The organism is Pseudoalteromonas sp. TAB23, assembly GCF_000498075.1.
Classification (GTDB): Bacteria; Pseudomonadota; Gammaproteobacteria; order Enterobacterales; family Alteromonadaceae; genus Pseudoalteromonas; species Pseudoalteromonas arctica.
Window position 1 is genome coordinate 1 of sequence record NZ_AUTP01000043.1, and the last position, 4,746, is coordinate 4,746.

Below are 4,746 nucleotides of genomic sequence, written 5' to 3' on the forward strand. Positions count from 1 at the left end.
CAGTCGTAAATGAGAATTTTTTAACACAGGTAGCGACACGTTTAGCCCCGCAAAATGATTAAGTATTATTGCGGATTGGTATAGAATAAAAGAGTGTATAAAATTACAATTAAGCTGGCTGATTTATTACGTAAACATGTAATAAAATGATAGTTTATAAGCAAGCAACACTTTCAACTTTACTTAGGCGATACCCATCAGCAATCAAGATCTTAAACAGTTAGATACAGATTTAAACAGTGAAGAATCTGTAATTATTAACACCCAACTAAAAATAGCCACATTTAACCTGTTTAACTATCTTGAGCCACCCAATGCGTATTATGAGTTTGAGAAAATTTATACCGCTGCGCAGTGGGCTAAAAAGCAGCGTTGGATTGCTGATTACTTAACAGAACATGCGCCTGATGTGATTGGTTTTCAGGAAGTGTTTAGTATTGATTCGTTAAAAAAGCTAGTTGCTGAGCAAGGTTATAATTACTTTGCTGTAGTTGATACGCCAGAGGTGATTGATGACTTTATTTATAAACGCCCCGTAGTGGCAATCGCCTCTAAATACCCCATAGTTGAAGTAGTAGCGGTTGAACACGATAGTGAGCTTGCAAGTACGCTTGGCCTTAATAGTGAGTTTACTTTTAGTCGTAAGGTATTGAGAGCGACCGTTACTTTGCCGCACATAGGCAATACTGATTGTTATGTGGTGCATTTTAAATCTAAGCGCCCAATGATTAATGTTGATGAACACAACAAAGAGCTAGCGCCCGAGCAAAACATAATTAAGATTTTAAAAGCGAATGTAGCGGGTGGTTGGGGCTCAACTATTCAGCGTGGCAGTGAAGCTACATTGCTAATGATACAAATGATTACTCGCCGCGAAGCTACGCAACAACCCATGCTATTAATGGGGGACTTTAATAATGAACTTGCGGATGGCGTATTAAGCCATTTACTGACGAATACGCTACGCTTTGCGCCTGCATTTGATGCTAAAACCTACCTCGCTAAATATTGTTTAAATGATTCATGGGATTTGTTTGTTAAGTCGCAGTTAAGTAATGATGAGGTTTCTAGCGATGAAGCAATAACAAACGATGAACAAAGTGATTGTGATCGCAGTAACAGCGAGATTCTTGATTCAGCAGATAAAAGCCAAGCAAAAAATATAAACATAACAAAGACAGCACCGTTAAGGCCGCCAACACATTATTATGGCGCGAGCAGCTCTGTGCTTGATTACATTTTATTGTCGTGTGAGTTTGACGCCAGTTACGATGACAGCTTTTTTGAAGTAAGCGCTTATAACACTTACGACAGGCACTTAATAAACCCCGAGTACGAGCGTGATGATTTAACTACCGACCACGGTGTTGTATTGGTTACCCTTAAACTGAGAAGCTAGGTTTTCTCATTTAGTAAGTTACAGCGTACGATTAAGCTAAAAAAGAATTAAGCTGCATTATGCATAATTATGCTAAAATCATAAATTAACAATTACCCATATTGCAGCGAAACTTGACCTGCAGTCTTTATGTGTATATTTTATCGCCAGAATTTTTGCATTAAATTAATAACAAATCACTAAAATGGTAAATATGGAATTTTACACTTACTCGTATCACACGCGAAAGATGGACTTAACTTCGCAAGTACACACTTTCTTCGTAAATCGAATTTATAATTCTAAATTTTTAGTGAAAGCTTTGCTTTTTGCTTTGTTTATTAGCTTAAGTAGCGCTTACGCGCAAGAAACCACCTCATACAGTTTAATCAATGAATCTAATGCAGGGCTGCTAAAAAGAGCCGAATTACTTATGGATACTGACGTTATTACAAGTATCGAACTAAGTAAGGCGTTGTTGTTACAAGCGCAAAGTGCTGATGACACGTTACTCAGCGCGAAGTTACATAACTTGTTAGGTAAAGCGAATAAAAAAAATAACAATATTAATGAATCGCTCCATCACTTTTTGCAATCCTCTGTTTACTACAGCAAATTAAATGATTTACGCAACCAAATAAAGGCATCTATTAATTATATAAATATATTATTAGAAGAAAAACGTTATGACGAACTTACTACCCGCATTGAAACTTTATTACCAACAACCCTTGTGTACGGCGATGATTTTTTTATAGCGCAAGTGCTCCTTACTAAGGGGGATTCGTTTTATGAACAAAAAAAATACAATGACGCGATCACGCAATATTCATCTGCTTTAAAATACCTTGTAAATAAAGACGAACAAATACAAAAACAGTTAGGTGAAACGTATAAAAAATTAGCTCAGTCGTATAAGCGTCTTGAAAATAGAGAGCAAACGGCTCATTTTTATACCAAAGCTTTAGAGATATATACTAATTTAGATGATTTAAAGTTAATGGCGCGTACATTAAATACACTAGCAGAAGCGCAGCGCTATTTAGACAACTTAGTTTTAGCCCTTGATTACTCCACTCGTGCATTAGAAATACATAAAGAAATTGACGATCCTGTTGGCTTAGCTAAAGCATTATTAGGTGCTGGTATTATTTATCGCCATATCAACCTTTATGAAAAATCACTTAAGCATATAAATGAGGCATATTTATATTATAAAAAAGTAAATAACGTGCTTGGGATTGCTAAAACATCGAATCAAATGGGGCTGCTATACACTCGATTAAAGCAGTTTGATCAGGCCGAGATTTTCTATCAAATAACTATCGATTTGCCAAAAGGTATGGTCGAGGAAAAAACGCTCGCATCAGCTTTAAGAGAAATGGCTGTTATTAACTATGAGTCTGGCGATTTAGTATCAGCGATGCAATATGCTAAAAAAGCTTATGTAACTTATAAAAACAAAAATCTTACATCCTACATTTCTATAACGGCGCGTATTATTGCTAATATTTATCGTGCCCAAGGGAATAAAAACAAGGCTATAAAGTATTACAAAGAGTCGTTGTCGTTCGCCAGAGAAACAGGCAGTAAGCTTTATGAGATAAAGTCGCTAACAGCGCTTGCGGGGATTTTAATTGGTATTGATACAAATGAGGCGATTTCTTTACTAAAAAGGTCACTCGCTTTATCAACCGAAATAGATGATAAGTTACATATGCTATACGCTTATCGTGAAATTCGAATAGCAGAAAAACAGCGTGGACGCTTAGATGAGTCACTTCGTTACGCGGAAGAAGAAATAGCCCTAACCGAAATAATTCAATACGAAAGAGACGAAAGTAAGCTTGCTCTTGAAAAAGCACATTTGCACTTGCATAAAATGGAAGTAGAGCTGGAGACATTAAGAGAAAAAGAAAAACTCCATCAACTTGAGCTTGAAAAGAAAAACAATGAAATTGAAATATCAGGCCAAGCTAGGGTTATATCAGAGCTAGAGCTTGCAAAAAACAAATACGCGAGTATTGCGCTCGCATTTTTATTAGCCGCTTGTTTAGCTATTGTTTTATTGTTTTATTGGTTTATCGAAGCTTTATTGCCTCTAAAAAACGTAATGAAGAGTTAGACTATTTGGCCGCGCGAGACCCTTTAACCAATTGTTATAACCGCCGTATTTTATTTGAGATTATGAATCGCGACTTTTTGGATTTACCTCAGATTGAAGAATATTGTATTTTAATGGTCGATATTGACCATTTTAAAAGCGTTAACGACACCTATGGGCATAGCATTGGCGACACAGTACTTTGTGGCGTTGCCAGTCTTTTACAAGCTAATATACGTAAAAGCGATAGCGTTGCCCGTTTTGGTGGCGAAGAATTTTGTATTATTTTACCCAACACGACTCAAGAGCAAGCAATACGTATTGCTGAGGCTATTCGTATTAAAGTAGAAAAAGCGATATTTGATGATATTCCTGTTACGTGTAGTTTTGGGGTTACGTCTATTAAATTTAAAGCAAGAACACCTTCTGAGTTAATTGAACAGGCCGATTTAGCACTTTATGAGGCTAAATCGTTGGGTCGTAATCAAGTTGTGTTGTGGGATTGTTCGTTTGAAGAGTTTAAGCTTTTTAGATCGGAGTAAACCCAGCAGTATACAGCTCAGTTTTGATGTTATTTTTAAAATCATAACAAGTAAATTTTATACAACGCCGTGAGTTACTTACATATGTAATTAGGCTTATTAAATTAACCCTTTAAATATCAGTGTATTAACTTAGGCTTTAAAATTGCACTCTAAACTAAGTTAAAAAACAAAATAAGGGATTTAGTAATGACTGAAGTTGCACTTTCGGCCTATTTGGCATTTTACCTCTATTTAATTATGTTGCTTGTACAGTGGGCTGTGGCTACGTTTAGCAAAGCTAAAGAGCCAAATGCTGTGCCAGGTAAAATTGACGAGGATTTATCGCACGGCAGCTTTATATTTAGAGCGCATCGTACGTTTCATAATACGCTTGAAAACAGCGCATTATTTATAGGTACGGTGTTATTTGCGTTTGTAATTAATTATCAAAGCCCGATTTTTGCAATGTGTATTTGGGTGTACTTAATTGCGCGTTTAATTCACATGGCGCTGTACTACGCTATAGCAACGGAGAAAAACCCAAGCCCACGTAGTTACTTCTTTTTAATCGGTGTACTTGCTAATGTGGTTATGCTGATAATGATAGGGTTAAGACTAATCTTTTAATTCGCGGATTCAAATCTGAAGTGCATAACATTTAGGCGGCTTTAGCCGCCAAGTGATCCTGCATCAATTTTGCAGGCGTTTCAAATCCAAGTGTCTTCCTCGGACGATTATTA

Annotated in this window: 4 protein-coding genes; all 4 read left to right on the forward strand. The window is 36.5% G+C overall.

Annotation, left to right across the window (positions count from 1 at the left end; genetic code table 11):
* Positions 1-289: 289 nt before the first annotated feature.
* The 4 genes from L654_RS0101090 to L654_RS0101100 all read left to right on the forward strand — a co-directional run bounded on the left by L654_RS0101090 (position 290) and on the right by L654_RS0101100 (position 4,633).
* Positions 290-1,399 carry an endonuclease/exonuclease/phosphatase family protein gene (locus tag L654_RS0101090; RefSeq protein WP_024606994.1) on the forward strand — a complete coding sequence of 370 codons (1,110 nt, stop codon included), beginning with the start codon at positions 290-292 and terminating at the stop codon, positions 1,397-1,399.
* A gap of 229 nt (positions 1,400-1,628) precedes the next feature.
* Complete coding sequence (locus L654_RS01000000125315) at positions 1,629-3,503, forward strand: DUF2225 domain-containing protein (RefSeq protein ID WP_225305694.1); 1,875 nt, start codon at positions 1,629-1,631, stop codon at positions 3,501-3,503.
* Between the two features lie 5 nt (positions 3,504-3,508).
* Positions 3,509-4,024, forward strand: a complete 516-nt coding sequence (locus L654_RS1000000128075) for a GGDEF domain-containing protein (RefSeq protein WP_225305695.1) — start codon at positions 3,509-3,511, stop codon at positions 4,022-4,024.
* A 189-nt stretch (positions 4,025-4,213) separates the two neighbouring features.
* Positions 4,214-4,633 (forward strand): MAPEG family protein, encoded by a 420-nt coding sequence (locus L654_RS0101100; protein ID WP_024606995.1) that lies wholly within the window; start codon positions 4,214-4,216, stop codon positions 4,631-4,633.
* Positions 4,634-4,746: the final 113 nt, after the last annotated feature.

Coding starts and splice junctions, on each gene's coding strand:
- L654_RS0101100 (WP_024606995.1), top strand. CDS start 4,214: ATGACTGAAGTTGCACTTTCGGCCTATTTGGCATTTTACCTCTATTTA.
- L654_RS01000000125315 (WP_225305694.1), top strand. CDS start 1,629: ATGGACTTAACTTCGCAAGTACACACTTTCTTCGTAAATCGAATTTAT.